Below are 18,486 nucleotides of genomic sequence, written 5' to 3'. Positions count from 1 at the left end.
GATTGGGGTCAACTCGCGATGCGTGCAGCACAAGGAGTCGATGCAAGCTAACGGCCCTTCACGTAGTGTCCGAGCCGACTCTCACGAACCATGAGAAAGCTGAACGCCGTTCCCGCGAGCGTGCCCACGGAGAACGACAGCGCGATCTCTGCGGATCTGAGCGCAAGGCTGGACAACTCGGTGGGCGCCGTGAGCGTCGCCACGACAAAACCGACGATCCACGCTGTCGCGACAGCGGGCAGCGACCAGGCCGCGCTCTCGATGAGGTGCTGGAGGTAGAGTGTGCCGCGGGCGGCGCCGGCGTGCAGATTCGATGCGATCTCTATGCGGCGGAACCGTATGGCCATGGCCGACAACACGAGGCCGACCAGCGCTGCAAGATAAGGCGCGTAGCGGGTGATTCGAGACTGGTACTCACTGGAGCCAGCGAAAGCGAGACCATGCTTCGTGTTCAGCTGAGAGACGATGGGCTGCTGGCTTGCGGCGCCACCTGTGCCAGGCGTCACAGCGGTGAGAAGCAGCTGTCGGAGGTCGGACCGTTGCGGCCATGACAGCACCCAGCACTCATCGAATGCCCCATCGCCCGCGCTGGTCGGCGACAGCACTGCCCAGCCGAAGCCGGCGCGGCGGCCATCCGGCGGGTACGGGTAGGTGCCGCGAACAGGGGTGGGCGCCCCCGCCGTCAGAGGAACAGCAGTCGACCCGAGATTCGCGGCGACTTCGGTGCTGACATAAACTCCAGCACCGACATCCTCAGCCCCGAGTACCCGCGCGAACGCAGGGGTCGTCGTGTACAGGTCGAGCGGCGCGCCAGGAAGCGTGGCGGCAGACACCTTGCCGTCCGGACGCATCGCGCCGGCGGCGAGAACGTTCGGGGCCTCGGAGAGTGCGTCACAGGATGCTCCGTTGATTCGCCCGGGGAGCGCCAGGGTAACCACGGCCGCGCCGGACGCGCGATACTCAATGGCGTCGTCCACCGTCCGCGAGATGGTGAGGACGTCGGAAAGAACGGCGAGGGTCAGGGCCAGGGCGGAGATCAGGAACAGCGCCCCGAGGCGGGACGTGCCTGACGTCAGATTGCGGAAGATCTCCCTGAGCAGGGCGTGTGCTCTCATTCGATGAATGCCCTCGCGGAGTACTGGGCGAGGTCGAGGTTGACGTCGCAGGCGTCGCGCGTTTCCTCATCGTGCGTTGCCACGATGACGATAGTTCGGGAGGACGTGACGTTCGAGAGGACAGCATTCACCACATGGGCAGTTGCGCGATCTAGCTGCGCGGTCGGTTCATCGACGAGAAGGAGGTCAGGAGATGATGCCGCCGCCCGAGCGAGCATCAGCCTCTGCGCCTCCCCACCGGAGAGGTGACGAAACTGTCTGTCGCGGACATCGCGCAAGTTGAATCGGCGGAGGAGCTCGGAGGCGCTCTCGTCTGCCTCATCGGCGCGCATGCCGGAGGCGACGAACGGGAACATGACATGGTCGATCGCGGTTCTTTTCGCCACGCCGTAGGGGTTCTGGAACACCCAGCCGATCGAGTCCACGCCGACCATGCTCAGTCGGCCGGCCGCCGGTGCGGTCCACCCCGCAAGAATCGCCATCAGGGTGCTCTTCCCTGACCCGGATGCGCCGGTCAGAGCGTAGATTTGCCCCGGCGTGAACGTATACGTCAGCCCCTGGAACAGCCATGCATCACGCGAGTACGCGTGTCCCAGGTTCGATACCTCTACCCGCACGTCGACCGCACCCCGGGTTGCGCATCGACCGAGGCGGGTGGTTCGGCCGACGCGAACACGACGAACGAGTTGCCGAACTCCGACCCGGCCACTGTGACCATCACTGGATCCTCGTCTACGAAGACGCAGGACGCGCCCGTGGAATCTGTCACTAAGGTCGTCGCCGGAATGGCCGCAACCTGAACGGGCGCCTGCAGAAGCACCTTGGCTTTGAGCGTCAGCGACGTCGCTTCCGGGGCTGCGCCTGCCGCCTCCCGAAAAGCATCAGAGTTGCGGACGGCGTCACTGGTCACCTCGGGAGGCAGCTCGCCTGCGCCACCGAGCGCTACTGGCTCGCGAAGCAGATCGAGATATCGTGCGCCGGGCAGCCGGCCCTCGGGGAGCGACACCGGAGAAACGACGACCCCTGAGTCAACTGTGGCGAGTATGTCGCCGGGAGTCACGGAGCCACTCACCTGCGTATCGCACTTCTGCACCGTCACCGCGGGTGACGGGAGCCAGACGACGAGGTCTCGCGTCAGACTCCCATTGAGCTCGACGCCGACAGTCTTCGCGACCATGGCCAGCGTACTCATCTCGTCGCGAGAGAAAGTGGAGTCAACGTTGACGGGCTTCCCGAGACGAGCGAGTTCCTCTTCGAGCGCCCGCACGTCCCGTCCCTTATCTCCGGGCGCGAGGTCTCGCCACAGGGGCACAGATGTCGAGAGGCTGATCAAATTGACGCCATCAACCGCCACAGATGACGTCGCTGAGCTCAGCACCGTCCCTTGAGCGCACGCCCACGACGTCACGGTCCCGGCGCGGTTCACCGCGACACTCACGGGCGGCAGTATTCTCGCCGTGAGTTCGACGCTTCGCGGGTCATCGAACTCCTGCATCGTCACGGCGATGGTGCGGAGTTCATCTTCACTCCTCAATGCATCCGGGGTGTTCGCGGCCAGAAGAGAATAGGCCAGGCCGACGCCGAGCGCGGCGCCCACTGCAAGCGTGCACGCGACAATCGTCAAGCTCGAGGAGACGGAACCTTTCATTTATCGAACGAGAAGTCGCCGTTGCACGACTCGAAGATCTCGAAGCCGTGTTCATCTGTGAACGGGAATGCGAGGTTCGGAGCGTCCTCGAGGTACTGCTCTTCGGTGTAGGACGCGGGCACCGCTTTGTTGCGGATCATGCACTCGGTGAGCATCCGGGTCGCGGGAACGTTCTCTGGATTGGACGTCTGGGAGCGGTAGAGGTACCCGACCCAGGCCTCACCGCTTGCCTCCTCGCACTCTCCCATTCTCTGATTGGCGATCTCGCCATCCATTTCACCGGCGTTCACTTCGTAGCTTCCGTCAGGCTTGTACCCAGTCAACGAGATCCCGTTCTCGTCAAGGCATGTTTCGAGCTTGTTGAGCACATGCGACCATTCCTGGTCGGTGATCTGCTCGTCCTCAAGGATCGCCTTCACGTCCTCTGTCTTGCTCTTCGTCCACGCTTCTTGATACTCAGCGGCGAAGTTCCCCTGAAAGGCCGGCATCCCAGAGACGCTCTCCGGCTCATCTGGACTGGACGAGCCGGGTGCCTGTTCGGCACTGCACCCGGTCATGAGCGCCGTCAGCACCGTCGCAGTCATTGCGAGCCGGAACGACCTCGACTTGATTCTCATCGCGTACCTTTCGATTCCGGCGCCATTCCTGTGTTCGGCCATGCGTAGGGTGCCATAGGTCACCATCGCTTCCGTTGTGTATCGCAGTCGCGATGAGGCTCGTAACTGCCTGACTGGTCAGGTCGGACCGACGCGAATGTCGGTCCGACCCTCCGGAGCTCCGGGAACACGTTGCGTGCCCCCCTCCGCGGTGGCCGCTAGGGCCGTGGCGCGCGAGCGGTCAGCTCAGTAGGTGAACCAGTACGCCTCGTTACCCCAGAGCGTCCCGGGCTGCCATGCACGTGCCCAGATTCCGCCGTTCTGGTCGGAGGACCGGACGATGGCACCCGTGCTGTTCTTCACGCTCGAACGGTGCCTCTTGGAGGCGTGGTAGTAGCTGCTGTCGTTGCCGCGGTTGGATCCGTTCAGGTTCTCGTGCACGCCGTACCAGTGCTTCCCACCATCAACCGCCGCGCCCTCGACTCTTGAGCTCGCCGCCCATCCGTGGCCCAGGTCGTGGGCGCTAGCGGAAACTGTCCCCCCGGCTACGATCCCAAGTGCGAGCAGGCCTGCCAGAGTCGCTGAAGTGCGCTTCCTCATGATCGATCAATCCAATCTGCGTATGCGAATGGATGGCGAAATCGCCCCCCGGCTCGGAAGGTAGCAGGGACGAATCTCCCCGTTCGCTTCCCAACGTCGTATCGAGTAAAGCCATATCGGCATACCGGAATGCGCCGGCAACGGCGGCTGTGGTGACGAATGCCGCCGAGCGCCTCACATTCGGAGTTTCATCATCGCTCCTCACTCTCGCGAGGTCCGGATCGCTACTGACCGGATTGGCCCCGCTCGGTCGCGAACGGGAGATCACGCTGTCACGTGTCTGTCGGTCATTCGGGGGACAACAGCGCTTGATACCGGCATCCCACGGCTCGAAAGCAATGTCCCTCGATCGGCCCCGAACATGAGAAAAGGCCCGGTTCGAAAACCGGGCCTTCATCGCTGTGCGCGAGGGGGGACTTGAACCCCCACGTCCATACGGACACTGGCACCTGAAGCCAGCGCGTCTACCATTCCGCCACTCGCGCGAGTCGTCTCGTTCCGAAGAACTCAACTTCGCAAGGCTATCACGCGTTCCCGCCCCTCATGAAACCGACCACAGCCCCTCCCACACGGGAGGCGATCTCGCCCGTAGGGAGGAGGAATCCGCGGCATCCTTCCTCCCATCACGGGGTTCTCCTCCACCGCCCGCACACCCCGGATTCCCTGGGAAATCAGGCGTCGACCACCCGCGAAGCGGCGTACATCCAGGTCACCTGGCTACGATGTCCCTACCGGTCGGCATGCCAGAGGAGCCCAGTGGGACTACTTGACAGCTTTGAGAAGGGTCTCGAGCGCGCTGTGAACAGCGCCTTCGCGAAGACCTTCCGCAGCGGCATCCAACCCGTGGAGATCGCTTCGGCGCTGCGGCGCGAGGCCGACACGAAGGCGGCTGTGGTCAGTCGCGATCGCATCCTCACGCCCAACAACTACGTGGTGCGTCTCAGCACCGACGACGGCGAGCGGATGCAGGGGCTCGGCGGCGCGCTGACCGACGAGCTGCACGCGCTGCTGACGACGCACGCGAAGTCGCAGGGCTACAGCTTCGCCGGCCCGCTGTCGATCGTCCTCGAGTCCGACGACAAGATCCCCACCGGCACCGTGCATGTCAGCTCGGGCACGGTCGAGGGACGCGTCAACTGGCAGGCCGTCATCGACGTCGACGGACGCCGCCACTCGCTCACCCGTGCTCGCACGGTGATCGGCCGCGGTTCGGACGCCGACATCACGATCGCGGATGCCGGGTCGAGCCGCAAGCATGTCGAGGTGCTGTGGGACGGGGAGCGCGCCATGATGCGCGACCTCGGCTCGACGAACGGCACGAAGGTGAACGGATCGAAGGTCCGAGAGGCCGCCCTGCCCACCGACACCACTCTGACGATCGGCCGCACAGACCTCGTTTTCCGCATCGTGCCGGTCGCCGCGCCCGTGCGCCCGGCGCGCCCGCGCGACGACGACGCCACCCGTGCGTTCGGGGTGATCTGATGACCACGCCCAGTGAGCTCGTCCTCCTCCTCATGCGCATCGGGTTCCTGGTGCTGCTGTGGTTCTTCGTGTTCGGCGTCGTCTACTCGCTGCGCGCCGATCTCTTCGGCATGAAGGTGCGCAAGCTGCCGGCCGACGGCGACGCCGCCGCCGCCGCGGCATCCCCCGCCACTCCCCCGGCCCCGGCGAAGCGCCCGACGTCGTCGAAGGCGAACACGGGACCCGCGACCGTCGCCACCGCCAAGCGCCTCGTGATCACGTCCGGACCCAAGGCCGGCCTCGAGCTGCCCCTCGGCACCGAGACGCTCACGATCGGCCGCTCCAGCGAGTGCGCGCTGGTGATCCGCGACGACTACACGTCCAGTCACCACGCCCGGCTGCTGCTGCGCGGCGACGCCTGGGCCATCCAGGACCTCGAATCCACGAACGGCACCTTCGTCGCCGGAAACCGTGTGACGGGCGGACCGGTCGCCCTGGGCCTCGGTGTTCCCATCAAGGTGGGCGCCACGACCTTCGAGCTGCGAGCCTGACCCGGGCATGGTCTTCGAAGGCTCGAGCGCCGCGATCTCCCATACGGGCAAGGTCCGCTCCAACAACCAGGATTCCGGGTACTCCGGAGCGAACCTGTTCGTCGTCGCCGACGGCATGGGCGGTCACGCCGGCGGTGATGTCGCCTCGAGCATCGCCATCCAGCGGATGCAGCCGCTCGACCAGCCGTACTCGTCGACCGAAGACGCGCAGGCGTCGCTGCAGGCGGCCGCGACGACGGCCGCCGGAGACCTGATCCGCGCCGCGAAGGACCGCCCAGAGCTCGCGGGCCTGGGCACCACGCTCAGCGCGGTCATCATGGTCGACGATTTCGCGGTCATCGGCCACATCGGCGACTCGCGCATCTACCTGTACCGCGATGACGCGCTGACCCAGATCACGGCCGACCACACGTTCGTGCAACGTCTCGTCGACTCCGGGCGCATCACGCCGGAGGAAGCGCGCTACCACCCTCGGCGCTCGGTGCTGATGCGCGTCCTCAGCGACATGGACTCCGACCCCGAGCTCGACATGTTCGTGATGCACACGCAGCCCGGCGACCGCTGGCTGCTGTGCTCGGACGGACTCTCGGGCGTCGTCGACGAGGCGCATGTGCTGAAGGCGATGCGGCTCGGGCTCCCCCCTGGCCGCACGGCCGACAACCTGCTCAAGCAGGCACTCGACGGCGGAGCACCCGACAACGTCACGATCGTGCTCGTCGACGTCGGCGGAGCGCACGCGATGCACTCCGGCACGGCGACGATCGTCGGCTCGGCCTCGAATCCCGCGAACATCACGGTGCCGCCCGTGCGGGCCCCGCGCAGCAGCTGGCTGCATCCGGTGCGTCAGGCCGCGAACGAACCCAGCCACTTCGAGCCGTCCTCCGAGTACCTCGAGGAGCTCATCGAAGAGGACCGCCGACGCGCCAAGCGCCGCCGGCTCGGCTGGATCGCCGGGATGCTGGTGGTCCTCGCCGCTCTCGCCTTCGCCGCCTTCGCCGCGTACAGCTGGACGCAGACCCGCTACTTCGTCGGGGCCGATGAGGACAGCGTCGTGATCTATCAGGGCGTGCAGCAGAACATCGGTCCGATCATCCTGTCGACACCCATCCAGGACACCGACATCCTGCTCGCCGATCTCCCGCCGTACCAGCGCGACTCGGTCGAGCGGACGATCACGGCGCGATCGCTGTCGGATGCCGAGGCCATCGTCGCCCGCCTCCAGGCCGGCGCAGACCGCGTCACGGGCGAGACCCCGCTGCCGACCCCCGTGCCGACACCCTCGGAGACACCGATGGAGGGCGAGGGATGAGCACCGACGTCCAGGCCGACACCACCGTCATCAAGGCGCTCCGCCGCCTCCGGATGCCGCAGACGCAGCGCAACCGGGAATTCTGGCTGCTGCTGTTCGCGGTCGTCATCAGCGGCGCCTCACTGACCCTCGTGCAGCTCGGAGCGCTGGGTCTGATCGACCCCATGATCCTCGCCATCGGCGGCGGCCTCGCGGTGCTGGCCTTCGCCGTGCACTTCGTGCTGCGCGCCGTGGCCTCGGACGCCGACCCGTTCGTGCTGCCGATCGCGACCCTGCTCACCGGTCTGGGCATCGCGATGATCTACCGCATCGACATCGCGAAGTCGCTCACGGGCTGGAACGCCTACTCCACCAAGCAGCTCGCGTGGACCGCGATCTCGCTCGCCGGCGCGATCACGGTCGTCATCATGCTGCGCAACTACCGCGTGCTGTTCCGGTACACGTACATCTTCGGCCTCACCGGCATCCTGCTGCTCCTGCTGCCCTTCGTGCCAGGGCTGCGCATCCCCGACGCCAACGCGCAGGTGTGGGTGTCGCTGGGCGGCATGTTCGCCTTCCAGCCGGGCGAACTGGCCAAGATCTGCCTCGCGATCTTCTTCGCCGGCTACCTGGTGCGTACGCGTGAGAGTCTGACGTCGGTCGGCACCAAGGTGCTCGGCATCACGTGGCCGCGCATGCGCGAGCTCGGACCGGTGCTCGTGGTGTGGGCGATCTCGCTCGGCATCATCGTGATCCAGCGCGACCTCGGCACCGGAACCCTGATCTTCGGCATGTTCGTCGCGATGCTCTACGTCGCCACGGGCAAGACCAGCTGGGTGCTGATCGGTCTCACCCTCGTCGCCGCCGGTGTCGCGGTCGCGACGCAGATCCTCAGCTACGTGCAGGGGCGCTTCACGAACTGGCTGTTCCTGTTCGACCCCGAGAAGGTCGACCCCGACGGCGCCGGATACCAGCCGATGCAGGGTCTCTTCGGACTCGCGCACGGCGGACTGCTCGGCACCGGGTGGGGCCAGGGCCGTCCGGAGGAGACCCCCCTCGCCCACAGCGACTACATCATCACGAGCCTCGGCGAGGAGATCGGCCTGATCGGCCTCTTCGCCATCCTCTGCCTCTACATGGTGTTCATCAGCCGCGGCATCCGCATCGGTCTCGCCGGCCAGGACGATTTCGGCAAGCTGCTGGCCACCGGTCTCGCGTTCACGATCGCCCTGCAGGTGTTCATCATGGTCGGCGGCGTGACCCGCGTCATCCCGCTGACGGGTCTGACGACGCCGTTCCTCGCGGCCGGAGGATCGTCGCTCGTGGCGAACTGGCTGATCGTGGCGATCCTGCTCCGCATCTCCGACGGAGTCCGCAGCCAACCGAGGACGGTGATCGGCTGACATGACCAAGGAGCTCCGCCGCCTCAGCATCGTGATGCTGTTCATGTTCCTCTCGCTCTTCGCCGCGACCAGCTGGATCCAGGTCGTCGAGGCCGATGCCCTCGGGCAGAACAGCAACAACCGACGCACTCTGCTCGACAGCTACGAGATCCAGCGCGGGTCGATCATCGTCGACGGCGTCGCGATCGCCACGTCCGTGCCCGCCGACGACAGATACCAGTTCCAGCGCGTCTACACCGACGGCGCCATGTGGGAGCCGGTGACCGGGTACTTCAACCCGGCGCTGCAGTCGGCGACCGGCATCGAGCGGGCGCTCAACGCCGACCTCTCGGGCACCGGATCGAGCGCGTTCTTCTCCGAGATCGAGCGCATCCTCTCGGGTCAGCCGCAGGCCGGGTTCAGTGCACAGCTCACGCTCGACGCCGACGCCCAGAGGGCCGCCTACGACGCCCTGCAGGGTCTCGAGGGCGCGGTGATCGCGATCGAGCCGAGCACCGGCCGCATCCTCGCGATGGTCTCGACGCCCGGATTCGACACGAACGCCCTCGCGACGCACGACGCGGATGCCGCGAACGCGACCTACGACCAGCTCGTCGAGGACCCGACCAAGCCGCTCTCCAACCGTGCCATCGCCGGCGATCTCAACCCGCCCGGGTCGACGTTCAAGCTCGTGGTCGCCGCCGCCGCGTACGCGTCGGGGGACTTCACCCCGGATTCCGCGTTGCCGAACCCCGCCCGTTACCAGCTGCCCGGCTCGAACAACACGGTGGCGAATGCGTGGGGCGGCACCTGCGGAGACGGCGAGACCGTGACCATCTCGGAGGCGATCCGCCTGAGCTGCAACATCCCGATGGCGGAGCTCGCCGTGCAGCTCGGCGACGACGCCATCCGCGAGATGGCCGAGAAGTTCGGCTTCAACAAGACCTTCTCGACCCCGCTCGAGTCCACGGCGTCGAGCTATCCTCAGGGACTCGACGACGCGCAGACCGCGCTCTCCGGATTCGGCCAGGGCAAGGTCACCGCCACCCCTCTCCAGATGGCCATGGTGGCGGCCGGGATCGCGAACGACGGCGTCGTGATGAACCCGCGCCTCATCGATTCGGTGATCGGCAACGACCTCTCGGTCGTGAGGTCGTACGACGACACCGAGTTCGGGCGGGCGCTCGACGCCGACGTGGCCGATCAGGTGACGGCATCCATGGTCGCCAGCGTCTCAAACGGCGCAGCGCAGGGTGCAAGAATAGACGGGGTCGACGTGGCCGGTAAGACCGGCACGACGGAGAACGGGAACGACAGGCCGTACACGCTGTGGTTCACCGGTTTCGCTCCGGCGGACGACCCGACGGTCGCAGTAACGGTCCTCGTCGAAGACGGCGGCGGACAGGGGCAGTCAGGATCCGGCGACACCATCGCCGCTCCGATTGCAAAGAAGGTCATAGAGGCGGTGCTGGGCAGATGAGACCGACGCAGGGTGTGTCGTTCGGTGGTCGCTACGAGCTGCAGTCGCGAATCGCGATCGGCGGCATGGGCGAGGTGTGGGAGGCGACGGATCACGTCATCGGACGCACCGTCGCGATCAAGATCCTCAAGGACGAGTACATGGGGGACCCCGGGTTCCTCGAGCGTTTCCGCGCCGAGGCGCGCCACGCCGCGCTCGTCAACCATGAGGGCATCGCCAGCGTGTTCGACTACGGCGAGGAGAACGGCAGCGCCTACCTCGTCATGGAGCTCGTCCCTGGCGAGGCCCTGTCGACGATCCTCGAGCGCGACGGTGCACTGAGCGCCGACAAGACGCTCGACATCGTCGCGCAGACGGCATCCGCTCTCCAGGCCGCGCACGCGGCCGGTCTCGTGCACCGCGACATCAAGCCGGGCAACCTGCTGATCACGCCCGACGGGCGCGTCAAGATCACCGACTTCGGCATCGCCCGCATCGCCGACCAGGTGCCGCTCACGGCCACCGGCCAGGTCATGGGAACGGTGCAGTACCTGTCGCCCGAGCAGGCCTCGGGGCACCCCGCCTCCCCCGCGACCGACATCTACTCGCTCGGCATCGTCGCGTACGAGTCCCTGGCCGGCAAGCGTCCGTTCACGGGCGAGTCGCAGGTCGCGATCGCGATGGCGCAGATCAACGAGCAGCCCCCGCCGCTGCCGCCGACCGTGCCGATCCCCGTGCAGAACCTCGTCATGGCGATGATCGCGAAGAAGCCGGCCGACCGGCCTTCCTCCGCGGCGACCGTCGCCCGTGCGGCCCAGGCCCTGCGCCGCGGCGACCTCAACTCCGCGGCGATCGCCGTTCCCGCCATCGCCACCGGCGGAGTGGCGGCAGACGACGCGACGCGGCTGCTGACGGCATCCGGCGACGCCGGCGCGACCCGCGTGCTGCCCACGACCGCGCAGGTCCCCACCGAGGCGGCCGCCCCGGACGAGGTCGAGAAGAAGAAGCGCAGCAGGTGGACCTGGCCCCTCATCGCGCTGATCCTGCTGCTGATCATCGTGCTCGGCGGCACCGTCTTCGCGCTGATGAACCAGGGCGACGGGGATGCCGATCCCACGCCCTCTCCGTCGATCTCGTCGGCTCCGCCGGAGACGCCCACCCCGACCCCGACGCCGACGCCCACCGAGACGCCGATCAACGTCGACTCCCTGTCCCTCGTCGGCCTGTCGTGCCAGGACGCGCTGAACAGGGCCACGGAGGCGGGACTCCTCCCCCAGTGCCGCGTGGGCAACACCCCGGCCCCGTCCGACGACCTCGTCGACGTCGTCGAGACCGTCGACCCGCGCGGAACCCTCGAGAAGGGTGACGCGATCACGCTCATCACCTACGCGCCCCGGGTCGAGATCGGCGCACCCGGTTCGGCGCCGAGCCTGTCCGGCACCCCCACCGCGGGCGAGAAGGTCGCCCTCAACTGGACGTCGTTCTCGTGCCCGTCCGGTGCGGGAACGGTCAGCTCGTACGAGGTGACGATCACCAACGCCACGTTCAGCGACGGCAAGACGACCCGCAGCTTCGGTCCGAGCGAGCTCACGGCTCAGATCACCCCCGCCGACGACCCCGCTCTGCAGGTCACGGCCGTGTACCGCGCGTTCTGCGGCGACCGCCCGTCCGGCAACTCGCCGCAGCTCACCGCCCAGATCACCTCCGCAGACGATGCAGGCGGCGAGGATACAGGGGATTAGGGGTTTCCACGCCGTAGGCTGAGCACTTCATCAGGTCGTATCAGGGGGTCAGTACGTGTCGACAGAGCCACGCGTTCTCGCGGGACGCTACCGCGTCGACGAGCTCATCGGGCATGGCGGCATGGCCAAGGTCTACCGGGGCTACGATCTGACGCTCGGTCGTGCGATCGCGATCAAGATCCTCGACGCCGACCTCGCCCGCGACACCGCTTTCCGCACGCGCTTCCGCCTCGAGGCGCAGTCCGCGTCTCGCATGTCGCACCCCTCGATCGTGCGCGTGTACGACGCGGGCGACCCGTCGGGCGGCTCCGGCGACGGTTCGGGCGAGCCGCCGTACATCATCATGGAGCTCATCAGCGGCACGCTGCTGAAAGACATCATCGCGCGCGGCCCCGTGCCCGTCGACGACGCGGTGCGGTACGTCGACGGCATCCTCGAGGCCCTCGACTACTCGCACAGAGCCGGGGTCGTGCATCGCGACATCAAGCCGGGCAACGTCATGGTCACCGACAAGGGCCAGGTCAAGGTCATGGACTTCGGCATCGCGCGCGCGGTGTCGGACTCCTCGTCGACGGTCGCCGAGACCACCCAGATCATCGGCACCGCCGCGTACTTCTCCCCCGAGCAGGCGAAGGGCGAGCCGGTCGACGCGCGCGCCGACCTCTACTCCACCGGCGTCGTGCTCTACGAGCTGCTCACCGGACGCCAGCCGTTCCGCGGCGAGTCCCCCGTCGCCGTCGCCTACCAGCACGTGAGCGAGACGCCGCTCGCGCCGACCGAGGTGAACGAGGACGCGCCCGGCGCCCTCGACCCGATCGTGCTGCGCGCTCTCGCGAAAGACCCGTATCAGCGCTATCCGGATGCCGCGCACTTCCGCGCCGCGCTCGATGCCGCCGTCTCCGGCCAGGCGCCGACCCGCAAGGAGATCGGCGCCCTCACCAGCGAGCTGTACGGTCCGAGCCCCCGGCAGGCGCAGGAGACGGCACGATCGCTGCGGCAGCTGAGCACCGACACGACGATGACCCGCACGCAGTCCGGTCCCCCCGTGGCCTGGATCTGGGCCGGGGTCGCACTGCTGGCGGTGCTGCTCGCGTCGGTGCTGTTCTGGGTGTGGACGATCAGCATGCGCCCCGACGAGCTCCCCTCGAGCTCGCGCACCGTGCCCGACCTCGTGAACGTGTCGTCGGAACGGGCGCAGGAAGACCTCAACGAGCTCGACCTCACGGCCAGACTGGTGCTCGAATCGAGCAACGACATCGCCGAGGGCAACGTCACCCGCACCGATCCCGAAGGCGGGACGACCGTGACCGAGGGGGATTCGATCACCGTCTACGTCTCGTCGGGCAAGGAGACGGTCGTCGTGCCGACGCTGGAGGGCCTCTCGCTCACCTCAGCGAAGGACGCTCTCGCGGCGGCCGGCCTGGAGCTCGGCACCGTCATCCAGCGCAACGACAAGGGACTCGCGGCCGACACCGTCATGGAGGCGAGCGAGACCGCCGAGTCCGAGGTGGCCCCGAAGACCGTCGTGAACCTGGTGGTCGCCAGCGGACGCATGACCTTGACCGACGTCTCCGGATGGACGGTGGAGGCCGCGACGGCCGAGCTGGAGCGGATTGGCCTGACGCCGAGCGCCGTCGAGCTGCCCGACTGCGCCCCTACGGAGCCGCCGACGGTGGTCTCGATGTCGGTCGCGCCCGGCGACGTGCCCATCGGCTCGACGGTCGAGCTGCGATACTGCGCCGCCGCTGCCGACGGCTGATCCCGCGCGACCTCTTCCCGTGGCCGGTCGAGCGAGCTCACGCAGCACTCCCCCTCCCGCGGGTCGTTGAGCGAGGGAACGCAGCGATCGAGACGAAACGCGCTACGCCCGGGTGAGCGGATGCAACCGCTCGGCGAGGGCCACGGCATCCTCATCGCCGCACTGCGCGAGCCAGTTGGCGAGCAATCGGTACCCGCCCTCGGTGAGGACGCTCTCGGGATGGAACTGCACTCCCACGACGGGCAGTGTCGTGTGCGCGACGGCCATCACCGTGCCGGTCTCGGTGCGCGCCGTGACGACGAGCGAGTCCGGCAGTGATGCCGCGTCCAGCGTGAGCGAGTGGTATCGGCCGACGGAGAACGGCGACGGGAGGCCGTCGAACAGCGCCGACCCGTCGTGACGCGCCTGCGACACCATCCCGTGCATGAGCTCTGGAGCCTCTGACACCGGGGTGCCGAGCGCCTCGCCGATCACCTGATGCCCGAGGCAGACGCCGAGCAGCGGCAGGCGCCTCGACATCGCCACGCGCGCGGCGTCGAGGCTCGCCCCCGCCTGCGCCGGTCTCCCCGGCCCGGGCGAGAGCATCACGCCGTCGAAGCCTGCGAGCAGGTGGTCCAAGTCGGCTGAGTCGACGGCATCCGCCTCGACCATCTCGACCTCCGCGCCGAGCTCGCGCAGGTAGCCGACCAGGGTGTGCACGAAGCTGTCGTGGTTGTCCACAACCAGCACGCGGGTCATTCGAGATCGACCTCGCCCGGGGTGATGAGGGGACTCACCCACGGGAAGACGAACCAGAACAGGGCGTAGAGGACCGCCGCGATGAGCGCGATCAGGATGAACAGCTTGACCCACCACGGGCCGGGCAGCAGGCGCCAGAGTGCGGCGTACATGATTCCTCTCGGTCCCTTCGGTCAGAGCGACGGCGCAGCCGGCGGTGGAGGCGGGTCGGTGAGCGCCGTGGGCGGCCCTTCGGCGCGGGGCTGGAAGCTCTCGAAGACACCGTAGGCGACGATGCGCTCGGCCAGCGAGTAGAGCGGCGAGCAGGCTGTCAGAGTGATGTACTGCTCGCCGGTCTGAGCTCCGGGAACCTGGGGCACGTCGAGGAGCACGTCGGTCTGCGTCGGCTTCACGTACTCGAGGGTGCGGAAACGGTAGGTGAACCAGCCGTCGATCGTCTCGACGACGATCGCATCGCCGACCTGCAGCTTGTCGAGCTGGTTGAACGGCTTGCCCCACGTCGTCCGGTGCCCCGCCATGGCGAAGTTGCCGGCCTCGCCGGGCATCTTCGAGTCGGTGTAGACCCCGATGCCGAGCTTGTCGAGTGTGCGGGCGCGGGTCGTACCTCCGAAGATGCCCACGTTGTACTCGGTACCGAAGCGCGGGATGTGCATCTGCCCGAGGTGCTCGGTGTCGGCGGGCCGCGCGGGGATCACCGGCTCATACGTCGTGGTGCCGTCCGGGCGCTCGAAGGTCTCGGGCAGCGCGGGCGGCGGCGCCGCCGCCCACTCCTGCGAGACGGCAGCGCCTTCGTCGTTCTTCTGCGCGCTGATGATGATGTCGCCGATCCACATCTGCCAGGCCACGAAGAGCAGCACGAGCACCCCGGCGGTGAGCAGCAGCTCGCCCAGCACGCTCGTGAAGGTGGCGCGCGATCGAGGGCGGCGGTTGCGGCCACGTCGCTCCCCCGAGACGACGGATGCGGTCATGGCGAGATCCTATCCCTCCGGCCTGTGCGGGGAGCCGGTCGCCGCTTCCTCGCGGGATCGAAGACGACCCGGGTACAATGTCGGCATGGCCCGAGACCCGAAGACCGAAGAGCCCGACGCCCCCCGCACCGAGGGAGAGTCCGCCCCGAACGCCGTGTGGTTCAAGCCGGTGATGGTAGGTTTCATGCTGCTCGGTCTCGCCTGGATCCTCGTGTTCTACATCTCGGGCATGCAGTTCCCTATCCCCGGTCTCGACAACTGGAACCTCGCGATCGGCCTCGGCATCGCCCTGATCGGCTTCCTGATGACCACTCGCTGGCGCTGAAGCGCCCCACGACAGAGAAAGGCCCCTCGCTCAGCGAGGGGCCTTCGTCGTATCGGCCACCGTGTCGGCGCACGGTCTCCACACCCCGTCCACAAGGTGTCCACAACGTCACCACAGAGTTATCCACAGGGTTGTGCACACCTGGGGAGAATTACACCCGTGTTATTCACACCTGTTAACGAACCTGTTAACAACCGCTGATCAGGCGTAGATCGATGTGATCAGCAGCGGAGGGATGAAGGCGACGATCACGAGGAGCGCCACCGCCACGGCCGCGATGAGCACGATCTGCCACGTGCGCTGCTCTCGTCGGCGCGTGCGCGTGAGGATGAAGGCGAGGAGCGCTCCGACGATCGCGCCGCCGAGGTGCGCCTGCCAGGCGATGCCGCCGATGAAGAACCCCACGACGAAGTTGATCCCGAGGATCACCAGGATGCCGGTGACGTTGGCGCCGATGTGCCGACCGACGATCAGCAGCGCGGCCATGAGGCCGAAGATCGCGCCGGATGCGCCGACCGTGGCCGTGCCAGGAGCGAGCAGGGCCACCGCGACGGATCCGCCGAGACCGCTGATCAGGTACAGCGAAAGGAAGCGTGCCCGGCCCAGCATCGGCTCTAGGCTCTGCCCCAGCATCCACAGCGCGAGCATGTTCAGCGCGAGGTGGATGAATCCGCCGTGTGCGAAGACGGCCGTGATCAGACGCCAGGGCTCGAACGGGGCACCGAACAGGTCCGGGTAGAGGTAGGGCCCGGCGAACAGCAGCTGCTGGGTGATGGCAGGGCCCAGACCAGGGACGAGCTGCAGCAGGCCGATGATCGCCGTGACGAGCATGAGTGCATACGTCACGACGGGCTTGCCGCTGCGCACGGCGGTCATGGTCGACGAGCGTCCGCCCCAGCGTCGCTCGGCGCGCTTCTGCGCGGGGGTGCGGTTCTTGCGCTCCTTCTGCATGCATTCCGGGCAGATGACGCCGACAGCGGCCGGTGTCTGGCATTCGCCGCAGATGGTGCGGAGGCACCGCTGGCAGAGCACGAAGCTCTGCCGATCCGGATGCCGGTAGCAGAAGTTGTCGCGGTTGTCCGCGAACTCAGGCGTGGTCATCCGGATCGGCCAGCTCGGTGTCAGGCCGCGACGATATCGATCGACTGCAGCACGACAGGCTCGATCGGACGGTCGCCCGCAGCGGTCGGCACGGCGCCGATGGCGGCGACGACGGCCTTGGACGCGTCGTCGGCGACCTCGCCGAAGATCGTGTGCTTGCCCTGGAGCCAAGGGGTGGGATCCGTGGTGATAAAGAACTGCGAGCCGTTGGTGCCCTCGACCTCGCCCGTGATGGCGTTGCGACGGAGGCCGGCGTTCGCCATGGCGAGGATGTACGGCTCGTTGAAGTTCAGGTCGCCGTGGATCTCGTCGTTGAAGTTGTAGCCGGGGCCGCCGACGCCCTGACCGAGCGGGTCGCCGCCCTGGATCATGAAGTTCGGGATGATCCGGTGGAAGATGACGTCCTTGTAGAGCGGCCCATCGCCCGGCTTGCCGGTGGCGGGGTCGGTCCACGACTGGGTGCCGTCGGCGAGGCCGATGAAGTTCTTGACCGTCTTCGGGGCGTGGTCGCCGAAGAGGTTGATGACGATGTCACCGTGGTTGGTGTGCAGGGTTGCGACGTGAGAAGCGTGAGGCATGACCTCATTCTCGCAGAGCTTCCCGTGTACGAGCCCTGATCTAGCGCTGATCGTCGCGCGACGCAAGGCCTCGGGGATTCCCTCGCCCCATCCAGGGTGGCGTGGCAAGATGGGGAACCCGTACTCCAAGCGACAGGAGAGCATCGTGAGCATCAGCCGCAAGCGGAAGAAGGAACTTCGCCGTCTTCAGAAAGAGGCGAACCAGCTCTGGGAGAACCAGCAGGTCATCGTCGGTCATGCTGCCGATGTCGCGCGCGAGGCGGGGCGTCAGCTCGGCCACTTCGGGCGCGAGCAGGTCGGACCCGCCGTGCAGCACACCTATGACCGCCGCGTGGCGCCGGTCGTCGACCAGAGCGTGCGCTTCGGCAAACACGTCGTCGACGACAAGGTCGTGCCGATCGTCGGCGGCGTCGTCGGCAGCGCGCTGACGGCCTGGGACGTAGCCAACGCAAAGCGTCAGGGCATCGAGAAGAAGATCGAGAAGAAGGTGCGCAGGGCCACGAAGTCGAAGAAGTCGGGCCCCGGCCTCGGCTCCATCGTCGCCATCGTCCTCGGTGCCGCGGCCGCGGCAGGCGTGCTGTACGCCGCATGGCAGGCCCTTCGCGCAGACGACGAGCTCTGGGTCGCCGACGACCCGCTGTCCGCCCCCGAGGCGTGACGAGCGATTTCGAGTCCCCGGCTGCGGAGTCGGCGGACATCCACGCACGCGTGCGCGAGGCCGCCGCTGCTCGTGATCTCGACATCGAGATCCGCGAGCGGCCGGCGGCCCGCAGTCTTTTCGAGGCGGCCGAGCTCCTCGGCATCCCTCCGGAGGGGATCGTGAAGACCCTCGTGGTCAAGCGATCCGACGACACCTACCTGTTCGCACTCGTGCCGGGCGGTCGCTCCATCTCCTGGGCGAAGCTGCGCGCTGTCGTTGGGGTGAACAAGCTCCGACTGCCCGAGGCAGATCTGGCTCTCGCCGCCACCGGGTACGAGCGCGGCACCATCGTGCCGATCGGCAGCACCACCGAGTGGCCCGTGTTCGCCGACGAGACGATCGTCGGTCAGCGCATCGCCATGGGAGCCGGCACGCACGGATACAGCCTCTTCGTCGACGCCGACGACCTCATCGCCGCGTACGGTGCGACGGTCGCCGACATCTCCGTGCCGGAGCAGCCCCGCGACTGACGCGA

Annotated in this window: 20 protein-coding genes and 1 tRNA gene; 10 read left to right on the top strand and 11 right to left on the bottom strand. The window is 67.4% G+C overall.

Translation table 11 applies throughout. From position 1 onward, the window contains the following. Positions 1-47: 47 nt before the first annotated feature. The 6 genes from FSY98_RS08045 to FSY98_RS08020 form a co-directional block, all read right to left on the bottom strand. Positions 48-1,115 carry a hypothetical protein gene (locus FSY98_RS08045; protein ID WP_144875575.1) on the bottom strand — a complete coding sequence of 356 codons (1,068 nt, stop codon included), beginning with the start codon at positions 1,113-1,115 and terminating at the stop codon, positions 48-50. Further along, complete coding sequence (locus FSY98_RS08040) at positions 1,112-1,732, bottom strand: ATP-binding cassette domain-containing protein (RefSeq protein ID WP_144875573.1); 621 nt, start codon at positions 1,730-1,732, stop codon at positions 1,112-1,114. Before FSY98_RS08040 ends, FSY98_RS08045 begins: the two co-directional genes overlap by 4 nt. Further along, a complete protein-coding gene (locus FSY98_RS08035) occupies positions 1,723-2,763 on the bottom strand; it encodes a hypothetical protein (protein ID WP_144875571.1) in 1,041 nt (346 codons plus the stop codon). Before FSY98_RS08035 ends, FSY98_RS08040 begins: the two co-directional genes overlap by 10 nt. After that, entirely contained in the window at positions 2,760-3,422 is a 663-nt protein-coding gene (locus tag FSY98_RS08030) for a hypothetical protein (protein ID WP_144875569.1), read from the bottom strand. Before FSY98_RS08030 ends, FSY98_RS08035 begins: the two co-directional genes overlap by 4 nt. A 183-nt stretch (positions 3,423-3,605) precedes the next feature. Further along, on the bottom strand, positions 3,606-3,959 hold the full coding sequence (locus FSY98_RS16925; RefSeq protein ID WP_144875567.1) for a lactococcin 972 family bacteriocin: 354 nt from the start codon (positions 3,957-3,959) through the stop codon (positions 3,606-3,608). Positions 3,960-4,361: 402 nt separating this feature from the next. Next, a tRNA-Leu gene (locus tag FSY98_RS08020) sits at positions 4,362-4,444 on the bottom strand. 271 nt (positions 4,445-4,715) lie between these two features. Between FSY98_RS08020 and FSY98_RS08015 the strand changes: the two genes are divergently transcribed. The 7 genes from FSY98_RS08015 to pknB are packed head-to-tail and all read left to right on the top strand — an operon-like array spanning position 4,716 to position 13,601. Next, positions 4,716-5,441, top strand: a complete 726-nt coding sequence (locus tag FSY98_RS08015) for a DUF3662 and FHA domain-containing protein (RefSeq protein WP_144875565.1) — start codon at positions 4,716-4,718, stop codon at positions 5,439-5,441. Continuing rightward, positions 5,441-5,971 carry an FHA domain-containing protein gene (locus FSY98_RS08010; RefSeq protein ID WP_144875563.1) on the top strand — a complete coding sequence of 177 codons (531 nt, stop codon included), beginning with the start codon at positions 5,441-5,443 and terminating at the stop codon, positions 5,969-5,971. The genes FSY98_RS08015 and FSY98_RS08010 overlap by 1 nt, the downstream gene beginning before the upstream one ends. A gap of 7 nt (positions 5,972-5,978) precedes the next feature. Continuing rightward, a complete protein-coding gene (locus FSY98_RS08005) occupies positions 5,979-7,280 on the top strand; it encodes a PP2C family serine/threonine-protein phosphatase (protein ID WP_144875561.1) in 1,302 nt (433 codons plus the stop codon). Next, positions 7,277-8,662: an FtsW/RodA/SpoVE family cell cycle protein gene (locus FSY98_RS08000; protein ID WP_144875559.1), complete on the top strand. Its 1,386-nt coding sequence runs from the start codon at positions 7,277-7,279 to the stop codon at positions 8,660-8,662. The genes FSY98_RS08005 and FSY98_RS08000 overlap by 4 nt, the downstream gene beginning before the upstream one ends. Before the next feature lies 1 nt (position 8,663). Then, a complete protein-coding gene (locus FSY98_RS07995; RefSeq protein ID WP_144875557.1) occupies positions 8,664-10,121 on the top strand; it encodes a penicillin-binding protein 2 in 1,458 nt (485 codons plus the stop codon). Further along, the gene (locus tag FSY98_RS07990) at positions 10,118-11,842 is read left to right on the top strand and encodes a serine/threonine-protein kinase (RefSeq protein ID WP_144875555.1); all 1,725 of its coding nucleotides are present in this window, start codon (positions 10,118-10,120) and stop codon (positions 11,840-11,842) included. The genes FSY98_RS07995 and FSY98_RS07990 overlap by 4 nt, the downstream gene beginning before the upstream one ends. 55 nt (positions 11,843-11,897) lie before the next feature. Then, complete coding sequence (pknB, locus tag FSY98_RS07985; protein WP_144875553.1) at positions 11,898-13,601, top strand: Stk1 family PASTA domain-containing Ser/Thr kinase; 1,704 nt, start codon at positions 11,898-11,900, stop codon at positions 13,599-13,601. A gap of 102 nt (positions 13,602-13,703) precedes the next feature. Here pknB and FSY98_RS07980 read toward each other — a convergent pair whose 3' ends face one another. The 3 genes from FSY98_RS07980 to FSY98_RS07975 are packed head-to-tail and all read right to left on the bottom strand — an operon-like array spanning position 13,704 to position 15,307. After that, a complete protein-coding gene (locus tag FSY98_RS07980; RefSeq protein ID WP_144875551.1) occupies positions 13,704-14,339 on the bottom strand; it encodes an aminodeoxychorismate/anthranilate synthase component II in 636 nt (211 codons plus the stop codon). Continuing rightward, a complete protein-coding gene (locus tag FSY98_RS16670) occupies positions 14,336-14,491 on the bottom strand; it encodes a hypothetical protein (protein WP_186307581.1) in 156 nt (51 codons plus the stop codon). Before FSY98_RS16670 ends, FSY98_RS07980 begins: the two co-directional genes overlap by 4 nt. 21 nt (positions 14,492-14,512) lie before the next feature. After that, on the bottom strand, positions 14,513-15,307 hold the full coding sequence (locus FSY98_RS07975; RefSeq protein WP_144875549.1) for a class E sortase: 795 nt from the start codon (positions 15,305-15,307) through the stop codon (positions 14,513-14,515). 85 nt (positions 15,308-15,392) lie between these two features. Here FSY98_RS07975 and FSY98_RS07970 point away from each other — a divergent pair, with 85 nt between their 5' ends. Further along, positions 15,393-15,632, top strand: coding sequence for a cell division protein CrgA (locus FSY98_RS07970; RefSeq protein ID WP_144875547.1), 240 nt, complete (start codon positions 15,393-15,395; stop codon positions 15,630-15,632). A gap of 201 nt (positions 15,633-15,833) precedes the next feature. Here the strand turns inward: FSY98_RS07970 and FSY98_RS07965 are convergent, their stop codons facing one another. Continuing rightward, a complete protein-coding gene (locus tag FSY98_RS07965) occupies positions 15,834-16,733 on the bottom strand; it encodes a rhomboid family intramembrane serine protease (RefSeq protein ID WP_144875545.1) in 900 nt (299 codons plus the stop codon). 20 nt (positions 16,734-16,753) lie between these two features. After that, on the bottom strand, positions 16,754-17,311 hold the full coding sequence (locus FSY98_RS07960; RefSeq protein ID WP_144875543.1) for a peptidylprolyl isomerase: 558 nt from the start codon (positions 17,309-17,311) through the stop codon (positions 16,754-16,756). 145 nt (positions 17,312-17,456) lie between these two features. Between FSY98_RS07960 and FSY98_RS07955 the strand changes: the two genes are divergently transcribed. Both FSY98_RS07955 and FSY98_RS07950 read left to right on the top strand, forming a co-directional pair. Then, positions 17,457-17,969 carry a DNA helicase gene (locus FSY98_RS07955; protein WP_144875541.1) on the top strand — a complete coding sequence of 171 codons (513 nt, stop codon included), beginning with the start codon at positions 17,457-17,459 and terminating at the stop codon, positions 17,967-17,969. An 83-nt stretch (positions 17,970-18,052) separates the two neighbouring features. Then, positions 18,053-18,481, top strand: a complete 429-nt coding sequence (locus FSY98_RS07950) for a YbaK/EbsC family protein (protein ID WP_144876661.1) — start codon at positions 18,053-18,055, stop codon at positions 18,479-18,481. Positions 18,482-18,486: the final 5 nt, after the last annotated feature.

It is taken from the genome of Microbacterium sp. 1.5R, assembly GCF_007667425.1.
Classification (GTDB): Bacteria; Actinomycetota; Actinomycetes; order Actinomycetales; family Microbacteriaceae; genus Microbacterium.
This window is presented reverse-complemented; position numbering and strand designations above follow the sequence as displayed.